Below are 22,551 nucleotides of genomic sequence, written 5' to 3'. Positions count from 1 at the left end.
TGGACTGCCTCAACACGCCGATAGTACACATAAGTTAGCAATACAACACAAGTAACTACTTATCAGAAATGCGAAATTCAGGGCGAGTTGAGGCTCTTCCGGAGCGTCTTTCGTGGCGCCTGCCGGAGCACTCGGCTCCGGGACCGCAGGCCTATTCGGGGGGATGCAGATGACCGGCCATACCGCGCAGGCCCGGTCGACGATGCTGGTGACGGGTTGCAGCGTCCTGGCGTTGATCGGCTCGCTGGTCGGCCTGTCCGTGCTGGGTTCCGTGGACCAGCAACAGGCCGCCGCACCCGCGGGGTTCGCCACCACGCTCGACGCCGAGGGTGTTCCGGCGGAGTACGTGGATTGGATCGAGCGCGCCGGCCGGCTGTGCGAGGAGGTCAGCGCCCCCTTGGTGGCCGCGCAGATCAAGGCGGAGTCCAACTGGGACCCGACCGCGGTGAGTCCGGCCGACGCCCAGGGGCTCAGCCAGTTCATCCCCGGCACCTGGGCGACCTGGGGCGTGGACGCGGCGAGCCGGGACGGCAGCGCCCAACCGGACGGCGTGGCGGACCCGTTCACCCCGGGCGACGCCATCATGACGCAGGCCCGCTACGACTGCTGGCTGGCCGGCAAGGTCAAGGCGATGGGCGCGGCGGGCGACCCGACCCGGCTGATGCTCGCCGCCTACAACGCGGGCCCCGGCGCGGTCCAGCAGTACGGCGGCGTCCCTCCGTACCCGGAGACCCAGGCCTACGTCGCCAGGATCATCGAGTCGATGGCCGACTTCACCGGCGCCCAACCGGCCGAGCAGGGCGGCGCGTTCGGCGACCGGGTGGTGGCGGCCGCCGAGAAGTGGCTCGGCACCCCGTACTCATGGGGCGGCGGCGGTCCGGAGGGCCCCGGGCGCGGATTCGCCCAGGGCGCGAACACGATCGGGTTCGACTGCTCAAGCCTCGTCCAGTACGCGGTCTACCAGGCGAGCGGCGGCGAACTGCTCCTGCCGCGCGTCTCCCACCTCCAGGTCGGCGCGGGCAAGGCGGTGGCACGCGAGGACATGCGGCCCGGCGACGTCATCGGTTTCAAGCTCAACGGCAGCTACGACCACATCGGCATCTACATCGGCCACGGGCAGTTCATCCACGCGCCGAAGACCGGGGACGTCGTCAAGATCAGCAACCTCGACGACCCCTACTACACCTCGAAGCCCCAGAAAGTGAGGCGGTTCGGATGACTCGCCCCGGCACGCGGAACACCACCGCCGCGACCGTGACTCCCACCGCAACCGCGACCGTGACCCCTACCGCGACCGTGACTCCCACCGCGACCACGACCACGACCGCGACCGTGACCCGTACCGGAGCCGTGGCCGCGACGGTGCTCGCCCTCGCCCTCACCCTGGCCGGGTGCGGCTCCGGCGGCGACCAGGGCCCGGCCGCCCGCCCGTCGGGCCCCGCCGCGACCGGCACCGGCCCGTATCCGACCCCGCCCGACGCCCGCGAGGCCGCACCCCTGCCCGTGGGCGCCAAGGGCACCCCCAAGGGAGGCGTCCCCCGGCCCGCCGACGTCGACCAGCGGAACCCGGACGCGGTCGGCCGGGGCGCGCTCGATGTGATGTGGACCTTCGACGCCGACATCGACAGCGGCCCTCAGGACGCCATGGTGCGCGCCGCGGACGCGGGCTGGCTGACCCAGTCGTACGCGGCACGGCTGCGTACGTACCGGCCCCGTTCGGTTCCCGGCGCCCAGTGGCGGGAGTGGGCGGGCCACCGCGCGTACACCGTCGTCACGGTGCGCGATGCCGAGGACGCCGCCAAGCCCGGTGACACCGGCACCGAGGCGTGGCGGCAGTGGACCGTCACCGCCGCCCCGTTCGGCCGCGACGGGTGGAAGGGCGAAGCCACCACCGTCGTGGCGTACGTACAACTCACCCGCACGGCAGCCGACGTGGCGTGGCGTGTCGCCGATGTCACCGTCCCCTAGGACCTGTCCGGAGGGATTTCATGCCTACGACGTATGAGGACGCGGAAGTGCCCGCGTGGCCGGTCTACGCGCTCACCGTGCACGACGGCGGCCAGGTCGACGCCTCCGGACCCTTGGTGCCCGCGTACGGGCATGCCGACCGTGCCTCGGCCATCGACACCGTGGCCGCGGCGGCCGCCCGCCTCGGCCGTCCGGTACGGGCCGAGGCCACCGAACCGGACGGCACCGTATGGCATTTGGTCATCTCGCCCGAGGGAGCGGTGCGGGAGCTGCCGGGCGGCGGACAGCGCACCAAGGCGACGAAGAAACGCCACGACAGGCCCGACAAGCCTGCACCCCGGCCCGCGCACACCACCCCGGAGCCGGCTGTGCCGCAGCTCCCGGCAGAGACCGACGGAACCACCATCGCCGTACGGACTTCAGCAGGGCCGCTGGCCAACGGGCAACCGGTGACGGCCGTGCCGATCCGGCCGGTACCGAGTACGGCGGTGGCCGCCTCGCGTCAGCCCGGCCCGGTGGCCGCCTCGCGTCAGCTCGGCCCGGGGACCGATCCCGGGACAGATCCGGCGGAGTACGCCGAATCCCTGGCCCTGGTCACGAAGCTGCTGCAGACGGGCCGTGTCGGGAGGGCCGCCTCGCTCGCCTCGCGGCTGGACGAGCAGGCCGCCGGCACCCTCGGGGTCTCCCACCCCGACGCCCTGCGCATCCGCGAGATCCGGGCCCGGGTCACCGCCCTGTCGGGGGACGCCCTCGGCGGCGTACAGCTGTTCCGTGATGTCGCCGAGCGCTGGCACTACCAGGGGGAAGGCGAGCGGGCCGAGGCGGCGGCGGCCCGCGCGCAGGCGCTCTGGCTGCAGATCACCGACCTCGATCCCGCGCTGTCCGCCGCCGTCGCCGTGGTCCGGCTGCGCAACCAGATCCCGGGGGAGGGCGGCGCGGCGCTCACCGCCGCACTGCACCACCGGGCGTGGCTTGAGGCGTCCCGCGTCGCGGGCGGACAGCCACTCCCCTCACAACCACTCCCCTCACAACCACTCGTCTCGCAGCCGCTTGTCGCGCAGTCGCTGGTCGCGCAGTCGCAGGTCGCGGGCGGGCAGCCGCTGCGGGAGATCACCCCGGCGGGTCCGCCCGGCAGGACGCGGACCCGGCGTCCGATGCCGTCCTGGGAGCGCCCCGCGCAGGAGTCCCGGACGGCCAGGTGAGCCGGGGCCGTCCGGTGGCCCGCCGAGACGGGCCGGACCGGTCACGCGGCAGGCGTGTGCCACTGGACCGGGTGCTTCCCCGCGACCACTTCGTCGGGGGTCTCCACGATGCCCAGGGCCATGCGCAGCGCCCGTACCGCGTGGTACAGACGGGACTTGACGGTGCCCGGCGGTATGCCGAGCGCGAGGGACACCTCGCGTGTCGACCTGCCGGTGTAGTAGGTCTCGTACAGCACCTGCCGGTGCTTGGGCGAGAGCGACTTGAACGCCTGCTGGAGGATCATCGAGGAGAGCAGCCGGTCCACGTCGTCGGACTTGGCCAGCAACTCGTCGAGCCAGGCGGTGCCGTCGACCTCCTGGGGGCGGGCCATCCGCAGCCGGTACTCGTCGATGACGAGGTTGCGGGCGACCCTGAACAGCCATGGCCGCAAAGGCTGGTTGTCCTCCATGCTCTGCGTGCGCCAGCAGCGCAGCAGCGTCTCCTGCACCACGTCCTCGGCTCGGTGCCGATCGCCGCCAAGCAGTCGCAGGACATAGTGGTACAGGTCTCTCGCGTGGTCGTCGTACAGCGTGCGCATCGCTCGTTCCCTGACAGCGACGGCTCCGTTTGATCCCATCACGGTCCAGCTCAAGGCCGTACTCCCTCGTTCTGTGACCTCGTGGCGAAGGTCGGGCGTCGAGGCCGGTTTCAGCAGCCCCGATCACCGGGAGTTTCGCGAGCCGGGTTCCACGTCGAATTGACGAGCGATGTACGCGCGCGTGATGGATCCACGAGGAAACGGAGGCCGCGCATCCGTAGCGGCGGGGATGCCCCCACCGGGCCTCTCCCGCCGCTGTCACACGGTTGAGCTGGGCTTTCCGCCTCAGGCCGCTCCGGTCACCCGGGCGTCGGACGCGTCGGTGAGGGCGCGCATACGGCGATTGACGAGCCGCGGCAACGCGGCGTCCACCACGTTCCGGCCGCCCTGTTCCTTGCGTGTGGACGACACGGCGAGCAGTACGGCGAGCAGGGCGCGGCCGTGCTCGACGGCGGACGGCACGTCCTCGACCAACAGCCACGCGGCGGCCGCCCGGGTCAGCTCCTCATGCACCCGGGGGTCGCCCTGCCGGTGGCGGATCCGGGCGAGTTCGATACAAGTGGCCGCGGCGAGACGATGGTTGTCGCTCCGATGCGCGACGAACGCCTCCAAGGCGTGGGCCTCAAGCGTGTAAGGGTGTTCGCGGCCGAAGGCACGCGCGGTGTGTTCCCGCAGCCGGAAGGCGAGCGCCGCCGCCTGTTCCAGCGCACCGGCGTCCACGGAGTGACGGACGAGCGCGACAAGTTCGGCGAGTTCGCCGGGAACCGCCTCCGGGGCCGCGGCCGGAGGCCGGACTGTGACCGGCGGCGGAGCAACAGCCTGAGAGAGGTCGGCAGTTGGTGGCAGTACTGCCTCCGAACGGCGTTCCGCTCCCCGCGTCTCGTCGTGTTTCTCGTGCAGCAGGACCCGGCTCGAACCGTCGGGCGCGACCTCGACGAGAGTGACCTCGCCGCCCTGCCGGTCGAAGATCACCGCCTCGACGGGCTCACCCCGGGCCTGTGCGTGACGGTGCATCATGTCCAGCACCACGACGTGCACCGGCTCGCCCTCCGGTACGTGGAGAGGTTCACCGTCCACCGCCGTACTGCCGTCGTGGCCGATGAGCACGTCGAAGGGGGACGCCGTCGTCGGCGCGGTGTCTTCCGGTGTGTTGTCGTCCTGTGCGGTGTGGTCCGGTGTGTTGTCGTCCTGTGCGGTGTGGTCCGGTGAGTCCGGACGAATGCGCTTGCTGAGCACGTCGTGCCTCCCTGCTGTGCTGGTCAGTAAGTGGGCATCGGGCGCGGGCTGCCGGTCGGGTACTCCTCACCGTCCGTCAGGTCGATGTCCGCGGAGTACAGGGCGAACGACGACCTGACGCTGACGATGTAGCTCTTCGCCCGCGAGTTGTCCGGTACGCCCTTCGCCTGCTTGACCGCGTCAAGACCCCCGTCGTACGCCGCCAGCATCATGTCCAGGCGATCGCCCTTGACCTCGTTGTTGGCGATGAGCTTGTCGAGCTGATCGGCCAGCGAGCACATGTACCTGCCCTGAGCCATGATCGAGTCGGCCGCGTCCAGGGCCGAGGTCTTGTCGTTGTCGTTGTCGTCCTTGCCGAACTCCTTGAACTTGTCCGGCGGCAGCTGGGAGATGCCCTCGGCCCCGTCGGGACCGATCAGCTTCTCGTTGAACTGGGACTCGGCCTGGATCTGGGAGGCGATCACGATGGAACCCATCTGATGGCACTCCTCCCCGGCTTCCTCGATGCGCGCGAGGTACTCCGACGGCACGGCGCTGTCCAGCAACACGCCCTGCCCGTTGCTGGAGTAGGCCGACACGACCTGCTCGGTGTCCACGCCGCTACCGCCGCTGCTGTTGTCGTCGCAGGGCAGAATGCCGATCTTGCAGAGGAGCATGAGCGGCCAGAAGATCCATCCAAGGGCGCACGCGACAAGCACCCCGGCGATGATGAGCAGCAGAAGCACAAAGGCGATGACGCAGCCCACGCCCCCCACGCCGATGCCGGCGGCTATGTAGACGGCGTACTTCTGGGCGTCGGCGGAACTTGCCGAGCCCCCGTCACCACCTGCGGCCACGACCCGTCACACCCCTTGCCTTCGTCTGCCGGACATGCGTCCCAGGACCCCTTGAACCAGGTCGCCCGATTTCCCGTAGTCGCTGCCCGACGGATCACCGCGGGCACGCACGCCGCAACGGACACGACGGCCCATCAGTTCAATCCGGGATCCGTCGCACCACGCGACACAAGGGAAGGGGTGGATGCGCATGGGCGTCCCTTCGGCAACGTCCGCCGGCTCGCAGATGTGGGTCCGCGGGCCGACCGCACAACAAGCCGCACCGGCGCCTACGGCTCCGACCGCACCGACCGCACCGACCGCACCGACCAGGCCATCGCGACCCACGGCCCGGACGGCGCTGCCCAAACCCCCCGTACCGGCCGGTACTTCGACGTCGCGGCACCAGGGCCAGCAGGTCGCCTGGGTCACCACGCACGGCGGGGCCGGGGCGAGCACGCTCGCCCGGGTGCTGGGCGGCGCGGACATCGGCCACCGGTGGCCCGACCCGGCGAAGGGCGAACCCGGCCGGGTGCTGCTGGTGGCCCGCACCCACCACACGGGCATGCAGGCGGCGTCCCACGCCCTGAACGCACTCCGCAAGGGGGACCACCCCGCCGGAGTGGAACTCCTCGCCATCGTGCTGGTCGCCGACGCACCGGGACAGCTGCCGCGCGCGCTCGGCCGGCGCGTACGGGTGCTGCGCTCGGCGGCCGAGGTCCACCGCGTCCCGTGGGTGCCGGCCTGGCGCCTCGGTGAGGACGTCGACCAACTGCCGCGCGCGGTACGTGCGTTGGCCCGACGACTGGTACCGGCTCAGGCCGGTCGTTCGAGGAGGCCGCGATGAGCTTCCTGGCCGACGAGACTCCCAGCCCCGTCCCCTCCAGAGACGTCATCGACTTCGAGAACTTCGGCCCCAACGGCCCGTTCGACCCGTCGGCCGATGGTGGGACCCTGCTCGCCAACCTCGCCTGGATCGTGTCGGCCTGCGCGGTGGCGGGCCTGATGGTCGTGGGCATCCAGATGGCCATACAGCTGCGCCGCGGCGAAATGGGCGAGGGTGCGACCTATTTCCGAGGGGCGTTCTTCGTCGTGGGCGCTTGTGTCCTCGGCTCCACCGCCGGACCGATCGTCGATTTCGTGTTGGTGCCATTTCTCTGACAGTCAAATCCCCCAATGCTCGCCTCGCCATACCTGGAGAATTTCGTGAAGGACACCCTGCTCTCCCTCTACGTCAACGGCCAGACTTTCCTGGCCGCCGCAGGTGGCACCGGCGACGCCACCGGAGTCCCCGACCCGGAGATGAAGGCTCCAGGGGACCTCGCCGAAGCCGTCAACACCGTCCTCGGCATAGCCGCTTGGGCCGGCACCGCCGCCGGCGTGGGCGGCATCATCATCACCGGAATCATGATGGCCGTCTCCATGAAGCGCGGAGAAGGCTCCGAGCACTTCAGCCGCCTCGGAATGGTCCTGGGCGGCTGCGTTCTCGTGTCCACCGCTGGACCCACCGTCCAGTTCCTCTTCTGACGTAGTCCGACCGCAGGAGAGGCCACCGGCATGTTCGGCACAAAACGAAACAAGGCCCCGGCCGACGGGCCTTTCTACAAACAGCCAGGCTGGATCAATTCAGCTCTCTTCCTTGGCTTTTTCGTGGTCATGTCGTTGGTGGCCTTCGTGGTCAACCCCGAGGGTGCCGAGACAACCGCGAGCAGCGAGGAGTCCCTCACCGGAATCGGCGGTCCGCTGTCGCCCGGTGACCCGCAGCGTGTCCGGACGGGGCCGGGTGGCCGGCCGGAGAACTGCCGTACCGACGACCGGAACACCGCCCGGCCGACCACGGCCCCGGCCGATGTGAAGTGGCGGCAGCTCCTCACCATCATGGCGCCCACCTCACCGTCGGCAGGGCCCCTCCACACCGACGCCACCATGTGGTGGTGCTTCGCCCGCACGCCCACCGGGGCGGTGCTGGCGGCGCACGTCATTCCCGTCCAGCTGAGCGGCGTCTCCTGGCGCGTCATCGCGGAGCAGCAGGTCGTACCGGGGAAGGCCCGTGACGCGTTCGTCGCCAACAAGGTCCGGACCGAGGAGACGGACCTGGAGGAGAGCGCCGTCGGCAGGTTCGTGGGCTTCTCCGTGGCGTCGTACTCGGCCGACTCGGCGACCGTACAGCTGCTCCTCACCAATCCCATGGGCGGCTACCTGTCCACGTCGGTGTCCGTCCGCTGGCGGGACGGCGACTGGAAGGTGGCGCTCCTGGACGACGGGTCCCTCTACCCGTCGGTGAAAAACAAGGCGACAAACAGCGGCTTCATCTTGTGGGGAGCGTGACCATGTTCTTGGCCGCAGCAGGCGAGGGGTGCGGGGGTGGCCTCGACTTCTTCGGGATGTTCACCGACCCCATCGGCTCGATGATCAGAATGGTCGCGAAGATCATCATCCAGGGCGCCATCGGGATCTTCATGTCGGTGGGAGGCATCGCCACGACCGACGAGCCGGCCTCGACGGTGATCAGCAACCAGACGCGGTGGATCGTCGTGTACCTCGCGATCGGCTCGATCCTCTTCGCCTCCGCCAAGATGGCCCTGGACCGGCGCGGCGAATCGGGCACGACCGCGCTCAAGGGCATCCTGCGCGTCATCCTGGTCAGCGCGGCCTCGTCCGCCATGATCGCCACGTTCGTCAACCTCATGGACAATTACTCCCAGCACCTCCTCAGGGGCAGCCTCCTCAACCTGATGGAGGGCATCGACTGCAACGGCGGCATTCCGGACATGCTGCTGCTGGTCATCGGGTGCCTGCTGATCATCTCCGGCATCATCCACGCGCTTCTGATGTGGATCCGGCTCGGCGTGATGATCGTCCTGGTAGGCACCCTCCCGATGGCCGCCGCCGCCTCCATGACGGACTGGGGCGGCACGTGGTGGCGCAAGCACATCGGCTGGATGACCGCCTGGCTGCTGTACAAGCCCACAGTCGGTCTCGTGCTGTACTCCGGCGCCGTCATGGTCAACTCGTCGGAGTCCCGCAACCCCGTCGACACGCAGATCGCGGGAATGGGCCTGCTGCTGCTGTCGGCCGTCGCGCTGCCCGCGCTGATGAGAATCATCGTCCCGGCGACGGCCGCCCTCGGCGGCGACTCGGTCGGGGACGCCACCATGGGCGTCGCCGGCGGCCTCGCCTCCGGAGCGAAGAGCCTGGCCGACTCGGCCGGCCGAAACGGTGGAGGAGACTCCGGATCCTCGCCCTCAGGGGCGAAGGACAGCGGCCCCTCCGGTGCGAGTAAAGACGGAGGGGGAGGCGGCGCGAAGGGCAGCGGGTCCTCATCCGAAGGCGGAGGCGGAGCCGGAGGCTCGACAGGAGGCGGAGGCGGAGGCGGCTCGGGCGGAGGCGGCGCCGGCAAGGCGGCCGGAGCGGCGAACCCCGCCCTCGCCGGTATGGTCGCCGCCGCGGAGGTGGCGAGCAAGGTCGCCGGGGGAGCCGTAAACGTCATGAAGAGCGGGGTCGAGGGCGCCAACCAGGGAGACGGCAACTGACCGTCACCGGGAGGGGAATGGCGTGAGTCCTCCCCCGCCCGGGGCACCTCCCCCGCACGGTGTGTGCGGCGGAGGTGCCCCGGTGACACACGGAGACCGCACCCCCTGAGACCCACGAAGGCCTCCGGGACCCGCGAAAACCGCACCCACCCCCCGGGACCTACGAAAGCCGCACCCTCAGGGACCTACGAGAGCCGCACCCTCCCGGCCCCAGGGGGGGCGCACCCCCAAGAACCCTCGAGAGTCGCGACCTCGGCTCTCCCGCCCCGTACCCGAGTTCGACCCAAAGGAAAGGACCCAGGTAACCCATGTCCACCCAAGCCGCTGCTGTCGACCCCACGTACGGGAACTGGCGCAGGCCGAGGCGAGCCGGCTTCGGACCGTTCGGTCTCATCGGCACCATCGCGCTGTTCGGCGGGCTCGTCCTCGACCTGATGGTGTCGATGATCTCGCTGCAGTTCACGGTGGTCGTCATCGTCATCCAGAGCCTCTTCCTGGTGCCGCTGGCCGTGCGTACGCAGGACGGGCGCAACGTCTACCAGCTCTTCGCCGTGCGCATCGGCTGGTCCCGCCGCAAGGCCAAGGGCTCGAACGCCTACCTCTCCGGCCCGCTGTCCCAGCGCCCCGGCGGCAAGTTCCGCCCGCCGGGACTGCTCAGCCAGGTCAAGGTCATCGAGGGCACGGACGCCTACGACCAGCCGTTCGGCGTGCTGCACCACCGCAGCCGCAACCTGTACACCATCGTGCTCGGCTGCGAACCGGACGGCGGCTCCCTGGTCGACCCCGACCAGATCGACAACTGGGTGGCGTCCTGGGGCCAGTGGCTGGCCCGGCTGTCCAGCGAACCGGGTCTGCGCGGGGCCTCCGTGGTCGTGGAGACCGCCCCGGACACCGGCACCCGGCTGGCCAACGAGGTACTGCCGCGCATCACCCCCGACGCCCCGCCGGCCGCGCGGGCCGTGATGGAGGAGGTGGTGCAGCGCTACCCGAGCGCGTCGTCGGAGATGCACACCTACCTCGCCCTGACGTACGGCATCCCCCCGGGGCAGAAGCGCAAGACCGACGACATCCTCACCGACCTCGCCATCCGCATCCCCGGCCTGCTCGCGGGCGTGGTGGGCGCGGGCGGCGGCCCCGCCGCGCCCTTGTCGGCCGAGCGCATCGCCGAGGTCGTGCGCGTGGCCTACGACCCCGCCGTGGCCGCCGACGTCCTGGAAGCCCGCGCCCTGCACGGCGGCACCGGCCTCGAATGGGAGGACGCCGGCCCCTCGGCCGCCGTCGAGAAGGTCAACGCCTACCAGCACGACTCGGGGGTGTCGCGGACCTGGATGCTCACCCTCGCGCCCCGCGGCACCGTACGCGCCCAGGTGCTGCGCGCCCTGCTGGAGGACGCGCCCGGCACCCGCCGCAAGCGGGTGGCGCTGCTCTACCGGCCCATCGACCCGGCGACCTCGGCGCGCATCGTCGAGGCCGACCGGCGGGCCGCGCAGTTCATGGCCACCTCCAAGCGCGGCATGGTGCAGGCGCGTGCGGCGAACGAGGTGCGCGCCGCCGAGCAGACGGCGGTGGAGGAGGCCACCGGCGCCGGCCTGGTGGAGTTCTCGCTGATGGTCACGGTCACCGTCGACTCCGACGCCGACCTGGGCGACGCGAACGTGACCGTGCGCAACCTGCTGGCCGGAGCACGGCTGTTGATGCGCCCGGCCGACCGCATGCAGGCGGCAGCGTTCAGCTGCACATTGCCGGTCGGAATCCTCCCGTGGGAACACACCCTGGTACCGCGCGAACTGAAGGAAGCCCTGTGAGGACCAAGAACACGCGCGCCGGGAACAAGGGCGCGTACGAGGACGACGACGCCCCGATCACGTACAAGGACGAAGGCCCGGACCTCACCCCCACGAAGAACGACCGGAAGAACGACAGAAAGAAGGCGGAGGCCAGGAAGAAGCCCCGGGAGGCGAGGGAGAAACTGGCGCCCCCGCGCGGCTGGTACGGACCCGGCGGCGGCCAGGTCGCCAACATGGACCCGCCGACCATGTGGCGGGCCACCACCGTCCAGGCGTGCGGACTGTGGCCGTTCGCGGCGGGCTCGGGCGCGCCCATGACCGGCGTCCCGCTGGGCCAGCACCTCTACACCGGGGCCACCGTCTGCGGCGACCCGCTGTCCTGGTTCACCCGCGCCCACTACATCTCCAACCCCTCCCTCTTCATGCTCGGCATGCCGGGCCTCGGCAAGTCCACCCTGATCAACCGCATGCTGATCGGGCTGGCCGCCACCGGAGTCGTACCGCTGGTCCTCGGCGACCTCAAGCCCGACTACGCCGACACCGTGCGCGCCCTGGGCGGCCAGGTCATCTCGATCGGGCGCGGTGTGGGCGGCATCAACGTCCTGGACCCGGGTGCCATGGGCGCCGCCGCCCGGCGCATCGGCGGCGAGGCCGGACGGGTGCTGCACGCCGAGACCCACGGCCGCGTCCTCAACATGGTCGCCGCGCTCATCACCATCGTGCGCGACCGCCCCATGGACGACCACGAGCAGTCCGTACTCTCCGCCGCCCTGCACCATCTGCGCGAGCGCACCCCGCCGGACCGCGCACCGCTGCTGCCCGATCTGGTGAGGATCCTCGTCGAAGGACCCGACCGGGTACGGGCGGTGACCCTGGACCGCGGGGACGAGACCCGATACCGCGACGCCGTGGACCCGCTGCACCGCTCGCTCCTCGGCATCCTGGACGGGCCGCTGGGCGACACCTTCGCCTCCGAGACCTCCACCCGCATCAACCTCAACTCCTCCGCCGTGTGCATGGACATCTCCCGGATCGGCGAGGCCGACACCCAGCTCACCGCGGCGGCGATGCTGGCGGCCTGGTCCGACGGGCTCGGCACGGTGGCCGCCTCGCACGCCCTGGCGGACGCCGGGCTCGCGCCCCGGCGCTGGTTCTTCACGGTGCTCGACGAGCTGTGGCGGCCACTGCGCGCGGCCTCCGGCATCGTCGACCGCATCGACGCGCTCACCCGCCTCAACCGCACCCTCGGTCTCGGCGACGCCAAGATCACCCACACCCTGAAGGACGCCGAGTCGCTGGGCAGCGACACCGACCGCGTCAAGGCACGCGGCTTCGTCGAACGCGCCGGAATGGTGGTGGTCGCCGGGCTGCCGCGCCAGGAGATGGAGGAGCTCGGCCAGATCGTGGGCCTGTCCCGCCGGGAGATCAACCTGGTCTCCTCCTGGTCCTCACCGCCCGGCTGGGCCGCGCACGGGGACCGCGAGGAGCCGCCCGGCCGCGGCCGCTTCCTGATCAAGGTCGGTGGCCGGCCCGGCATCCCGATCCAGGTCGCCATCACCGACACCGAACGGCACCTGCACGACACGAACAAGCGCTGGGTGGCGAACAAGCCCGCCAACGAGGGCGGCTTCGAACACATCCCCGACGACCCGTACGGACATCTCCCCGACCTCTCCAAAACCGCAACGGACCGGAGGTGACCGCGTGACCACGAACGCGACGGCCCAGGCCAGGAGGTACCTCCCCATGAACGACACCGCTGCCGACGCCAGGAGGTACTTCCCATGACGGATGCCGCGGTCGACGCCAGGAAGAGGTACCTCCCATGACCGACGCCGCCAAGGGCCGGACGTACGGCAGCGAACTGATGCCATGGGCGATCGTGCTGGTGGCCGGCGGGTTCCTGGTGATGTTCGGGGGCGTCTGGCTGGGCGGGTCACTGGGCGCCGCCATGACCGGCTCGGGCTGGAACCCCCCGCCGTTCGACCTCAAGACGTTCGGCACCTTCATCACCGGCGGCCCGGGAACGCTGTGGCCGGGCGCGTCACCCACCGGCGTACTGGCCGGGATCGGCCTGCTCTACACCGCCGTCGTGGCCCTCGGCATCCTGGCCGGACGCCAGGTCATGCGCCACCTCTCCCGGCCCAAGGGCCTTGCCGGGCGGCGGGAGTTGGCCGGCATGGCACCGAACGGCATCGCGGCCCGCGCCCGCGAGCTGCGCCCCTCGCTCAAGGGCCGGGAGCACCTCCACCCCGACGAGACCGGCAACCTCCTCGGCGACCTCGACCCGAGCGGCCCCGAACTGCGCTCCTCCTACGAGGACGTCGAGCTCGACCTGATGGCCCCGCGCGCCGGCAAGTCCACGGGCATCGCCGTCCCCCGCGTCCTGCGCGCCCAGGGAGCGGTACTGCTGACCTCCAACAAGTCCGATGTGTACGCCGTCACCCGCGCCGAACGCGAGAAGGCCGGCACGGTGTGGACCTTCGACCCGCAGGGCATCGCCCACGCCCCCCGCGAGATGTGGTGGGACATCCTCGCCGACTGCCACACCATCGAGGGCGCCCGGCGCCTCGCCGGGCACTTCGTGGCCTCCGTCAACGACGACCAGTCCAAGAAGGACTTCTGGATCTCCGCGGCCCAGAACACCCTCACCGCCCTGTTCCTGGCCGCGGCCCGCGGCGAGGCCTCCGTCCTCGACCTGCTGGCCTGGCTCGCCGACCCGGCCGACCGCACGCCGGTGGACCTGCTGCGGGACGTCGACATGATCGCCATGGCCGAGCAGTTGCAGGGCACGGTCCGCGGCGCGGTCGAGACCCGCGACGGCATCTACGAGACCGCCCGGCAGTGCGTGGCCTGTCTGCTCGACCCGGAGATCGTGGCCTGGGTGACGCCCGACCCGGACCTTCCGCAGTTCAGGCCCGACGTGCACGTCCTGGGCCGGGACACCCTCTACCTGCTGTCCAAGGACGGCGGCGGCTCGGCCGCGGGCGTGATCGCGGGTCTCGCCGACGCGACACTGCGCGCCGGGGTGGTCGCCGCCGAGCGCACCGGCGGGCGGCTCGACCCGCCGATGACGGCCGTCCTCGACGAGGCCGCCAACGTCTGCCGCATCTCCGACCTGCCCGACCTCTACAGCCACCTCGGCTCCCGCGGGATCAACGTCGTCACCCTTCTCCAGAGCTACCGCCAGGGCAGCCGGGTGTGGGGCGAGGCCGGCATGGACGCCCTGTGGAGCGCGGCCACGATCAAGCTCCTCGGCGCGGGCCTGGACGACGCCGACTTCGTGGAGAAGATCTCCAAGCTCGTCGGCAACCGCGACATCCGCACCCCGTCGATCTCCCGGAGCAAGGAAGGCACCTCCCGCTCCTACTCCTACCGGCTGGACCCGGTGCTGCCCGCGGACAAGATCCGCGCCCTCCCCAAGGGCACCGCCCTGCTCCTGGCCACCGGCGTACGGCCCGCCCTGATCCGGCTGCGCCCCTGGTACAAGGAGCCCAACGCGGGCCCGATCTCGGCGGCGGCCAAGGCGGAGGTGGCCGCCATCACCGAACGGGCCGCCCGCTCATGGGCGGGCACCCCCGGGGCCCGGATCACCGAGGGCCTGTCCCGGTGGCAGCGCGAAGCGGTGACCCTGCGCAAGGGCACCGACAGGTAAACGGGCTCCGAAGCGACCCGCGGAACCAGCACACCTGCCGGCCCCCGCGGGCCCACCGGTGACCCCCGCTTCCCTCAGGGCCTCCGCCCCAGCGTCGCCGCCCGCAGCACCCACTCGGCCGGCCCGTACCGGAAGCGCCGGGTCAGCCACCGACTGAACGCGAGCTGAGCCGCGTACAGGACGAGGCAGCCGCCCAGGACCACCACGGTGCCGAATCGCCCGTACCAGGCCGCCCCGTATCCGGTGAGGAACAGGGCCATGACCAGCGACTGGGTGAGGTAGTTGGTCAGCGCCAGCCGGCCGGCCGGGGCCAGCGCGTCGCCGATCAGCCGGCCGGGGCGGGTGGGCAACAGGAGCAGCAGACCGCAGACGTACGCGGCGGTCAGGGCCGGAGCGGTGAGCACACCGGCGGCCGAACCGACGTAGTACCAGCGCGGGTCCAGCGGCCCGTTGCGGCAGATCGCCATGAACACGCTGCCGGCCAGGCCGAGCGGCAGGCAGCGGACGATGACCGGCACCAGCCGCGCGCGGTGGCGGCCGGGATCGGCGAGCAGCCCGCTCCGGCCCGCGGCCAGGCCCACCAGGAACGCCGCCAGCATGTCGGCGGCGTAGACGATGTTCCAGCCCAGCGCGTCGCCCAGCCGGCGCACGTTGTCTCCGACGACCTCGCCGGGATCGCCCCGCCGGGCCGCCACCATGTCCTCGACCGCGGCCGTGACCTCCTGCGGGTGCACGGGTGCGGCGTAGGCAAGGGTGATCAGCCCCCAGGCCAGCAGGCAGGCCGCGGTACCGGCGACCAGCCAGAGCGCGGCCCGTACCGCCGTACGCGGGGCGAGGTCCCGGCAGGCGAACAGCGGCAGGCTCAGCACCGCGTAGATCATCAGGACGTCGCCGGAGAACAGCAGCACCCCGTGGACCAGACCGAGCAGGAACAGGCAGATCAGCCGGCGCAGGTGGCGCGGCGCGAAGGCCGCTCCGGCGCGCTCGGCCGAGGCCCGCTGCAAGGTGAAGCTGTAGCCGAACAGGAAGGAGAAGAGCAGATAGAACTTGGCACTGACCAGGGCGGTGACGAGCCACCCGGCCACGTCATCGGCCCGTGACCCGGCCGCCCCCACATGCGGCCCGGCCATCAACAGCGCGTTGACCATGAGAATGCCGAGCAGCGCGAACCCGCGCAGGACGTCGACCTCCCGGAGCCGGTCCCGCCCCTGCGTCCGCTCGAGCGCCGGCGCCGGCGCGGGGGCGGCAGGTGTCCGTGTGCGGGGCGGGAAGCGCAAGGCGGACCTCCGTGATCGGTGCCGGTTCGCAGGGCCACCACGGGACACGTCCGGGGACGGTTCAGTCAGGGCTCGCACCCGGCGCGACACGGAACGCCCCGGCCCCCGAACGCCTCTTCCAAGGCGTCGTAGGCCCAGGCGGCGCACACGCCGCCGAACCATTTGAACCCTCCCGCGACAGCTCACGTTGTGCCCTGACAGCAAGGGACTCGATCACCTCGTCGACCCCGACCGGAAGGCCGCCGTATGTGGATCTTTCATCGCTCGCCGGAACGTGACCGCCGTGACGTCTCGCGTCACACCTCCCGTGACGCCTCGCGTCACACCTCCCGTGACGCCTCCCGAGACACCTCCTGTGACGCCGAGTACCGCTTCTTCTCCGCCGACGAGGGTGCGCACTTCCGGGCGCAGGTCCGTGAGGCCTTCGCCGAGCAGGGTCTTGAGGTCACCCTCCACGCGGGCGCGGTGAGCGACAGCGCGGGGCGCCGGTTCGGACTCGGCAACATCGCGGCGATCTGCCACAACGACCCCCGCGGACGGAGCTGGTGGCCCCAGCTCATCCGCGGACACGTCGGCCGCCTGGTGCGGGTGCTGGACGGACCGTCCCCGCTGGACCGCCTCACGGCCGGCCAGCTCCTCGCCCGGCTGCGCCCCTGGGTGGTGGCGCGGGACGTCATCGAGCCGAACCCCGCCCAGTACGTCCATGCCCGCGTCGTCGCGCCCGGCCTGTGCGAGGTCCTCGCCCTGGACCTGGACGAGAGTGTGATGACGCTCCCCGACGAGCTGCTGGAGCCGCTGGGCGGCATCGTCGACCTGCGGATCCGTGCGCTGCGCAACCTCCGTGAGCTTCCGGTGGAGACCCACACGGTCCTGCACGGACCGCAGGACATGCGCTTCGACGTGGTGACGGGGGACTCCTTCTTCACCTCCAGCCGCGTCCTGGCGACGGACGAGCTGGCCCGGGACCTCACCGGGCGCGACCTCGGCCCGGACGGAGCCCTGGTGGCCATGCCGAACCGCCACCAGCTGGCGCTCCGCCCCATCGGCCCCGCCCGCGACGACACCCTGCTCCCGACGCTCTACGGCATGACCGTCTTCGCCGCCGCCAACTTCAAGGAGGCCGCGGGCCCGGTCAGCTCCGACGTCTACTGGTTCCACGCGGGGACACTCACCCGGCTCGTCCGGAACGACGGCGGGGAGCCCGAGTTCACGCCGGACGTCGAGTTCGAGATGTTACGGAGACGACTGGCCGGCGACGACGCCGGCCGACGCTTCTGACGACGGCTCCCCGAGGGCGGCACACCCGGGCAATCGGGCGCCCTGTGAGCCGGCTCTCCCGGCACCGGTGCCCGAAACGTCCCTCCGTCACGAGTCACCCGATACCGATTGGACACCGCTGGTCAGACCTGCAACCATCTGCGTGTGCGCCATTGGGAGCACACAAAACCGTGTGCGACACTATTTACGCAGCCGCACACAACAGCTTGGTCCTGTGGAGCAGTTTGGAGTGCTCGCCACCCTGTCAAGGTGGAGGCCGCGGGTTCAAATCCCGTCAGGACCGCTGAAGTTCCGCAAGGAACTTCGTGGCTGGGTAGCTCAGTTGGTACGAGCGATCGCCTGAAAAGCGATAGGTCGCCGGTTCGATCCCGGCCCCAGCCACCTCCCCGAAGACCCCGCCTCAACAGGCGGGGTCTTCGCCGTTCCGCATCTCGCACACAGTCCGGCACGCAAAAGCGTTCGCCAGTCATTTCGCCGAGGTGAGATCCTGGACGGCGTATGTCTACGCACCCCGCCCCCGCCCTCGGCGATCTCGCCGCCCGCCTGGCCGAGCTGTCCCTGCGCGACGCGCACCGGCTCGGGCGCAGGCTCGAAGGCGCGCGCAAGATCCGCAAGCCCGAAGCCCGGTCCGCCGTGCTCACCGAAATCGACGCCGAGGTCACCAAGGGCGAGGCCCGGATGGCCGAGCGCCGCGCCCGCGTGCCCGCGATCAGCTACCCCGAGCAGCTCCCGGTCAGCCAGAAGAAGGACGACATCGCGGCCGCCATCCGTGATCACCAGGTCGTCATCGTCGCCGGCGAGACCGGTTCCGGTAAGACCACGCAGATCCCCAAGATCTGCATGGAGCTCGGCCGCGGCGTCCGCGGCATGATCGGGCACACCCAGCCCCGCCGGATCGCCGCCCGTACCGTCGCCGAGCGCGTGGCGGACGAGCTCGACGTGCCGCTCGGCGAGGCCGTCGGCTGGAAGGTCCGCTTCACCGACCAGGTGAACCCGGACGGCACCTTCGTCAAGCTGATGACCGACGGCATCCTGCTCGCCGAGATCCAGACGGACCGCGAGCTGCGCGCGTACGACACGATCATCATCGACGAGGCCCACGAGCGGTCCCTCAACATCGACTTCCTGCTCGGATACCTGGCCCAGCTGCTCCCCAAGCGGCCGGACCTCAAGGTCGTCATCACCTCCGCGACCATCGACCCGGAGCGCTTCTCCCGGCACTTCGGCGACGCCCCGATCGTCGAGGTCAGCGGCCGTACGTACCCGGTGGAGGTCCGCTACCGCCCGCTCCTGGAAGAGGAGGGCGACGACTCCGACCGCGACCAGATCACCGCGATCTGCGACGCCGTCGAGGAGCTCCAGGGCGAGGGCAAGGGCGACATCCTGGTCTTCCTCTCCGGAGAGCGCGAGATCCGCGACACGGCGGACGCGCTGACGAAGAAGAACTACCGCTTCACCGAGGTCCTCCCCCTCTACGCGCGCCTCTCGCACGCCGAGCAGCACCGCGTCTTCCAGCAGCACACCGGGCGCAGGATCGTTCTGGCGACCAACGTCGCCGAGACCTCGCTCACCGTCCCGGGCATCAAGTTCGTCATCGACCCGGGCACCGCCCGTATCTCCCGCTACAGCCACCGCACCAAGGTCCAGCGGCTGCCCATCGAGCCGGTCTCGCAGGCCAGCGCCAACCAGCGCAAGGGCCGCTGCGGCCGTACGTCCGACGGCATCTGCATCCGCCTTTACTCCGAGGACGACTTCCTCGCCCGCCCGGAGTTCACGGACGCCGAGATCCTCCGTACGAACCTCGCCTCCGTCATCCTGCAGATGACCGCCGCCGGTCTCGGTGACATCGAGAAGTTCCCCTTCATCGACCCGCCGGACCACCGCAACATCCGCGACGGCGTCCAACTCCTCCAGGAACTGGGCGCGTTGGATCCGCACGAGAAGGACGTACGCAAGCGGCTCACCGACACCGGCCGCAAGCTCGCCCAGCTGCCCGTGGACCCGCGCCTGGCCCGGATGGTCCTGGAGGCCGACAAGAACGGCTGCGCGCGCGAGGTCATGGTCATCGCCGCCGCGCTCTCCATCCAGGACCCGCGCGAGCGCCCCGCCGACAAGCAGACGCAGGCGGACCAGCAGCACGCCCGCTTCCGGGACGAGACGTCCGACTTCCTCGCGTATCTGAACCTGTGGCGGTACGTCCGCGAGCAGCAGAAGGAGCGCGGCTCGTCCGCGTTCCGCCGGATGTGCAAGCAGGAGTATCTGAACTTCCTGCGCATCCGCGAATGGCAGGACATCTACACGCAGTTGCGGACCGTCGCCAAACAGATGGGCATCCATCTGAACGAGGACGACGCGGCGGGCCAGAGCGTCCATGTCTCCCTGCTCGCCGGCCTCCTCTCGCACATCGGCATGAAGGACGTGAAGGAGGCCGCGGGCGAAGGAGCGAGGAGCACCGGCAAGAACGAGTATCTGGGCGCCCGCAGCGCCAAGTTCGCGATCTTCCCGGGCTCCGCCCTCTTCAAGAAGCCCCCGCGTTTCGTGATGTCCGCCGAGCTGGTGGAGACCTCGCGGCTGTGGGCCCGCGTCAACGCGAAGATCGAGCCCGAGTGGGTCGAGCCGCTCGCCGAGCACCTGTTGAAGCGCACGTACTCCGAACCGCACTGGGAGAAGGACCAGGCCGCGGTGATGGCGTACGAGAAGGTCACGCTCTACGGCGTACCGATCGTCGCCCAGCGCAAGGTCAACTACGGGCGGATCGACCCGGAGGCCAGCCGCGAGCTTTTCATCCGCAACGCGCTCGTCGAGGGCGACTGGCGTACGCACCACAAGTTCTTCGCCGACAACCGCCGACTCCTCACCGAGGTCGAGGAGTTGGAGCACCGGGCGCGGCGCCGCGACATCCTCGTCGACGACGAGACGCTCTTCGACTTCTACGACCAGCGGGTGCCCGAACACGTGGTGTCCGGGGCGCACTTCGACTCCTGGTGGAAGCACAAACGGACCGGTGAAAACGCAGAGCCCGAACTCCTCGACTTCGAGCGGTCGATGCTCATCAACGAGCGGGCCGGGGACGTCAGCAAGGACGACTATCCCGACTCGTGGCGCCAGGGCCCGCTCAAGTTCCGTGTGACCTACCAGTTCGAGCCGGGCGCGGACGCGGACGGCGTGACCGTCCACATCCCGCTGCACGTCCTGAACCAGGTCACGGACGAGGGCTTCGACTGGCAGATCCCGGGGCTGCGGGAAGAGGTCGTCACCGAACTCATCCGCTCGCTCCCGAAGCCGATCCGGCGCCATTACGTGCCCGCACCGAACTACGCGACGAAGTTCCTGGAGCGGGCCGTGCCCCTCCAGGAGCCGCTGCCCGTGACGCTGGCGCGCGAGCTGAAGCGCATGGTCGGTGTTCCGGTGGGCGCCGACGACTTCGACCTGTCCCGGGTCCCCGGCCACCTGAAGATCACCTTCCGGATCGTCGACGAGCGGCGCCGCAAGCTCGCCGAGGACAAGGACCTGGAGGCACTCAAGCTCCAGCTGAAGCCGAAGGCGCGCCAGGCGATCTCACAGGCCGCGGCGGCCACGGCGGAGCGCGAGGGCGGGCAGTCCCTGGAACGCAAGGGCCTGACCGACTGGACGATCGGCTCGCTCACCCGCGTCTTCGAGACCCGGAGGGCCGGCCAGCCGGTCAAGGCGTACCCGGCGCTGGTGGACGACGGCGACACCGTCTCCGTACGGCTTTTCGACACGGAGGCCGAGCAGGCGCAGGCGATGTGGAAGGGCACGCGGCGCCTCATCCTGCGCAACATCCCGGTGAACCCGGGCAAGTTCGCCTCGGACAAGCTGACCAACGTCCAGAAGCTCGCCCTGTCCGCGAACCCGCACGGCTCCGTCCAGGCCCTGTTCGACGACTGCGCGACGGCCGCCGCCGACAAGCTGATCGGGGACTTCGGGGGACCGGCGTGGGACGAGGAGTCGTACCGCAAGCTCTACGACAGGGTGCGCGCCGAGATCGTCGACACGACGGTCCGCACGGTCGGCCAGGTGCAGCAGGTCCTCGCCGCCTGGCAGGCCTGTGAGCGCCGTCTGAAGGGCACCAGGAGCCCGACGCTGCTCGCCAACCTCACGGACGTACGGACGCAGCTGGACGCCCTCGTGAAGCCCGGCTTCGTCACCGCGACCGGGCTGCGCCGGCTCCCGGACCTGATGCGCTATCTGGTCGCGGCCGACCGCCGCCTCCAGCAGATGCCGACGAACGTCCAGCGGGACACCTCCCGCATGGAGAAGGTCCACGAGATGCAGGACGAGTACGCCTGGCTCCTGGAGCAGCTTCCGCAGGGCCGGCCGGTCCCGCGGCAGGTCCTGGACATCCGCTGGATGATCGAGGAGCTCCGCGTCAGCTATTTCGCCCACGCGCTCGGCACGGCGTACCCCGTCTCCGACAAGCGGATCGTGAAGGCGATCGACACGCTGGCCCCGTAACGGCGTATGTACGGTGGGTGAGTTCGACCCCGGGCCCGCCCCTCCTGTACAGTCTCTTTTCGCAGCCCAGCGCAGAACCAAGTGGCTGCGAAACCTGGTCCTGTGGAGCAGTTTGGAGTGCTCGCCACCCTGTCAAGGTGGAGGCCGCGGGTTCAAATCCCGTCAGGACCGCAGTGAACGAAAGGCCCGGAGCTTCGGCTCCGGGCCTTTCGCGTACCCGGAGCCGGGTCCCACGTCGAGGCGTATGTCTTGACGTCGTCACATTCCGCCGGTACCCAGAAACCAGGGCCCTCGCCCCCGTGAGGCCCCCTGGAGGTGTGTATGGCGGCATCCGCCCGGCACGAGACGCGCGCGCTGCTCCGCGCCCATCTGTCGGCGGCCTCCGGGTACCGCCACCTGACGCGCCACTGCGCGATCTGCCACCGGCTGCTCCGGCTGGCCATGGAACCCGCCCCTTACGGCGAGGAGTACACCGAGGGCCACGAGGGCTACGAGGACTACGAAGCCTTCGAGGGCGCCCCCGCGGACGAAGCCGCCGCGGAGCCTCAACTCCCTTAGCGCAGAAGCGGTACGGGCGACAAGGACTGTGGCATGTGACGGGTGTCACCGCATAAGTTTTTGAAACAGCGGAACTTACACCTCACCTACAACTGGTCAATTTAATATGTGCAATTGCACCACCCGGCCAAGGCGCCCACAGGAGATCCGACACGCCTCCCCAGAGTCCGACAAGCCCACGCACAGAC

The 22,551-nt window shown here is 70.4% G+C and carries 18 protein-coding genes and 3 tRNA genes; 17 read left to right on the top strand and 4 right to left on the bottom strand.

The annotated features are described in order from the left end of the window. Positions 1-169: 169 nt before the first annotated feature. Genes ACFVKT_RS13870 through ACFVKT_RS13860 form a run of 3 tightly spaced genes read left to right on the top strand, consistent with a single transcriptional unit; the run spans position 170 to position 3,170 of the window. On the top strand, positions 170-1,219 hold the full coding sequence (locus ACFVKT_RS13870; RefSeq protein WP_385730913.1) for an NlpC/P60 family protein: 1,050 nt from the start codon (positions 170-172) through the stop codon (positions 1,217-1,219). Continuing rightward, complete coding sequence (locus ACFVKT_RS13865; protein ID WP_385730911.1) at positions 1,216-1,968, top strand: hypothetical protein; 753 nt, start codon at positions 1,216-1,218, stop codon at positions 1,966-1,968. Before ACFVKT_RS13870 ends, ACFVKT_RS13865 begins: the two co-directional genes overlap by 4 nt. A 20-nt stretch (positions 1,969-1,988) precedes the next feature. Beyond that, positions 1,989-3,170 carry a hypothetical protein gene (locus ACFVKT_RS13860; RefSeq protein WP_385730909.1) on the top strand — a complete coding sequence of 394 codons (1,182 nt, stop codon included), beginning with the start codon at positions 1,989-1,991 and terminating at the stop codon, positions 3,168-3,170. A gap of 41 nt (positions 3,171-3,211) precedes the next feature. On the opposite strand, the gene ACFVKT_RS13855 is transcribed toward ACFVKT_RS13860, so the two are convergent. The 3 genes from ACFVKT_RS13855 to ACFVKT_RS13845 all read right to left on the bottom strand — a co-directional run bounded on the left by ACFVKT_RS13855 (position 3,212) and on the right by ACFVKT_RS13845 (position 5,820). Then, the gene (locus ACFVKT_RS13855) at positions 3,212-3,748 is read right to left on the bottom strand and encodes a sigma-70 family RNA polymerase sigma factor (protein ID WP_385730907.1); all 537 of its coding nucleotides are present in this window, start codon (positions 3,746-3,748) and stop codon (positions 3,212-3,214) included. A 285-nt stretch (positions 3,749-4,033) separates the two neighbouring features. Then, complete coding sequence (locus tag ACFVKT_RS13850) at positions 4,034-4,984, bottom strand: hypothetical protein (RefSeq protein WP_385730905.1); 951 nt, start codon at positions 4,982-4,984, stop codon at positions 4,034-4,036. A 23-nt stretch (positions 4,985-5,007) separates the two neighbouring features. Next, complete coding sequence (locus ACFVKT_RS13845) at positions 5,008-5,820, bottom strand: transglycosylase SLT domain-containing protein (RefSeq protein ID WP_385730904.1); 813 nt, start codon at positions 5,818-5,820, stop codon at positions 5,008-5,010. Between the two features lie 190 nt (positions 5,821-6,010). Between ACFVKT_RS13845 and ACFVKT_RS13840 the strand changes: the two genes are divergently transcribed. The 8 genes from ACFVKT_RS13840 (at position 6,011) to ACFVKT_RS13805 (ending at position 14,774) form a co-directional block, all read left to right on the top strand. Further along, the gene (locus ACFVKT_RS13840; RefSeq protein WP_385730902.1) at positions 6,011-6,646 is read left to right on the top strand and encodes a DUF6668 family protein; all 636 of its coding nucleotides are present in this window, start codon (positions 6,011-6,013) and stop codon (positions 6,644-6,646) included. Continuing rightward, on the top strand, positions 6,643-6,960 hold the full coding sequence (locus tag ACFVKT_RS13835) for a hypothetical protein (RefSeq protein WP_385730900.1): 318 nt from the start codon (positions 6,643-6,645) through the stop codon (positions 6,958-6,960). Before ACFVKT_RS13840 ends, ACFVKT_RS13835 begins: the two co-directional genes overlap by 4 nt. Positions 6,961-6,975: 15 nt before the next feature. After that, complete coding sequence (locus tag ACFVKT_RS13830; RefSeq protein WP_385730898.1) at positions 6,976-7,326, top strand: hypothetical protein; 351 nt, start codon at positions 6,976-6,978, stop codon at positions 7,324-7,326. A 129-nt stretch (positions 7,327-7,455) separates the two neighbouring features. Beyond that, entirely contained in the window at positions 7,456-8,127 is a 672-nt protein-coding gene (locus ACFVKT_RS13825; RefSeq protein WP_385730896.1) for a hypothetical protein, read from the top strand. A gap of 2 nt (positions 8,128-8,129) precedes the next feature. After that, the gene (locus ACFVKT_RS13820; protein ID WP_385730895.1) at positions 8,130-9,332 is read left to right on the top strand and encodes a hypothetical protein; all 1,203 of its coding nucleotides are present in this window, start codon (positions 8,130-8,132) and stop codon (positions 9,330-9,332) included. Between the two features lie 308 nt (positions 9,333-9,640). Further along, positions 9,641-11,137: an SCO6880 family protein gene (locus ACFVKT_RS13815; RefSeq protein WP_385730893.1), complete on the top strand. Its 1,497-nt coding sequence runs from the start codon at positions 9,641-9,643 to the stop codon at positions 11,135-11,137. A gap of 215 nt (positions 11,138-11,352) precedes the next feature. Further along, positions 11,353-12,819 (top strand): ATP/GTP-binding protein, encoded by a 1,467-nt coding sequence (locus ACFVKT_RS13810; RefSeq protein ID WP_384378683.1) that lies wholly within the window; start codon positions 11,353-11,355, stop codon positions 12,817-12,819. Positions 12,820-12,944: 125 nt separating this feature from the next. After that, complete coding sequence (locus ACFVKT_RS13805) at positions 12,945-14,774, top strand: TraM recognition domain-containing protein (RefSeq protein ID WP_385730891.1); 1,830 nt, start codon at positions 12,945-12,947, stop codon at positions 14,772-14,774. A 74-nt stretch (positions 14,775-14,848) separates the two neighbouring features. On the opposite strand, the gene ACFVKT_RS13800 is transcribed toward ACFVKT_RS13805, so the two are convergent. Beyond that, positions 14,849-16,051, bottom strand: coding sequence for a DUF418 domain-containing protein (locus tag ACFVKT_RS13800; protein WP_385730889.1), 1,203 nt, complete (start codon positions 16,049-16,051; stop codon positions 14,849-14,851). A 246-nt stretch (positions 16,052-16,297) separates the two neighbouring features. On the opposite strand from ACFVKT_RS13800, the gene ACFVKT_RS13795 reads away from it, so the two are divergent. The 6 genes from ACFVKT_RS13795 (at position 16,298) to ACFVKT_RS13770 (ending at position 22,363) form a co-directional block, all read left to right on the top strand. Beyond that, positions 16,298-17,329 (top strand): hypothetical protein, encoded by a 1,032-nt coding sequence (locus ACFVKT_RS13795; protein ID WP_385730888.1) that lies wholly within the window; start codon positions 16,298-16,300, stop codon positions 17,327-17,329. A gap of 208 nt (positions 17,330-17,537) precedes the next feature. Then, positions 17,538-17,612, top strand: a tRNA-Asp gene (locus tag ACFVKT_RS13790). 24 nt (positions 17,613-17,636) lie between these two features. After that, positions 17,637-17,710: transfer RNA gene (locus ACFVKT_RS13785), tRNA-Phe, on the top strand. A gap of 117 nt (positions 17,711-17,827) precedes the next feature. Next, on the top strand, positions 17,828-21,805 hold the full coding sequence (gene hrpA / locus ACFVKT_RS13780) for an ATP-dependent RNA helicase HrpA (RefSeq protein WP_385730886.1): 3,978 nt from the start codon (positions 17,828-17,830) through the stop codon (positions 21,803-21,805). A gap of 96 nt (positions 21,806-21,901) precedes the next feature. Continuing rightward, positions 21,902-21,976 (top strand) — tRNA-Asp (locus tag ACFVKT_RS13775). 150 nt (positions 21,977-22,126) lie between these two features. Continuing rightward, complete coding sequence (locus ACFVKT_RS13770; RefSeq protein WP_385730884.1) at positions 22,127-22,363, top strand: DUF6274 family protein; 237 nt, start codon at positions 22,127-22,129, stop codon at positions 22,361-22,363. The last annotated feature ends 188 nt before the right edge of the window (positions 22,364-22,551 follow it).

The sequence above is a fragment of the Streptomyces sp. NPDC127595 genome (genome assembly GCF_042671685.1).
Lineage (GTDB): Bacteria > Actinomycetota > Actinomycetes > Streptomycetales > Streptomycetaceae > Streptomyces.
The sequence above is the reverse complement of the archived record's forward strand: the minus strand, read 5'-3'. Positions and strand labels throughout refer to the sequence as shown.